At 41.3% G+C, this 999-nt stretch carries 2 protein-coding genes; both read right to left on the bottom strand.

Annotated elements, in window-relative coordinates:
- Positions 1-199 precede the first annotated feature (199 nt).
- Complete coding sequence (locus tag J3L16_RS15835; protein WP_207614034.1) at positions 200-469, bottom strand: hypothetical protein; 270 nt, start codon at positions 467-469, stop codon at positions 200-202.
- A 126-nt stretch (positions 470-595) separates the two neighbouring features.
- Positions 596-889 carry a hypothetical protein gene (locus J3L16_RS15830; protein WP_207614033.1) on the bottom strand — a complete coding sequence of 98 codons (294 nt, stop codon included), beginning with the start codon at positions 887-889 and terminating at the stop codon, positions 596-598.
- Positions 890-999 lie beyond the last annotated feature (110 nt).

Genomic DNA, 999 nt, shown 5'->3' with positions numbered 1-999 from the left:
CATAAAAGCTCAAACGTTACTACTGACTTTTGGGACTGTTTATTGGGTTCGCTACGAGTATATTTCTCTAGGTCTTAACGCTCGTACCGTATAACTTTTAACATAAGGGGCGCATACTCATTGGCTAAAATGCGGAGCAGCCAATGAGTATGTGTCCCAGTGAGCGGTAGCGAACGACTTGATGTTTTTGTTATGTGTCTCAATGGATAGTTACCGCATAAAAAACAACAAGTACGAGAAGACTATGCCCAAGCCAGCGCTTTTTACCTGAGTAATTCAGGCTCATTCCCGAAACCAATAGGGCAGAACCGAACAAAAAGCCCCAAAGGCTAATTAATGGTTCAACCATCCCGCAACTTTCTTTATTCGTGTAGCAAAAAAGCGTATTTGAATGAGCAAGCAACGCAATAAAGACAAAGGCAACACCAGCTAAAAGCTCAAAAACCTGAAAGTATTTAATTATCTTCATTTTCTAATCTAGACACATAACTTTTAAATAAGGGGCGCAGACGCGTGGGCTAAAATGCGAAGCAGCCCACGTGTATGCGTCCCAGCGAACGAAGTGAGTGACTTAATTTTTTTGTTATGTGCCGTCCTAATCAAGAACATTGATTATTCCTTCTGCAAGTTTTCTGTTGCCTGCATACAGTCCAAAATTAAGACCAACATACATGTGTGGTTTATGATTTTCTGGATTGAGGAAGTCTATGCCGACTTCTACAGTTTCTCCCGGAAATGCTTCCTTTTCATCTCCAAGATCTAATGCACATGAACCACCAATCATTCCTTCGTATCGAATAATTGGCCTAATACCGGTGAATATTCTAGGCTGAAAATCTGGCGTCTCGTAATCCATGATTTTTATCGTCGCTAAAGCCTGAAAACCCATTTGCTACCTCATAGGCACATAACGAATAAGTTAAGCGGCGCACTTATGGTGTTAGAAAAAAGCTCCGCTGTTGTATGCGTCCGCTTTAACGCTTTGTTATACGATTGCGA

Source organism: Alteromonas sp. 5E99-2 (genome assembly GCF_017368475.1).
Lineage (GTDB): Bacteria > Pseudomonadota > Gammaproteobacteria > Enterobacterales > Alteromonadaceae > Alteromonas_F.
Note: the sequence above shows the minus strand (reverse complement) of the source record. Positions and strands in the feature narration are given on the sequence as shown.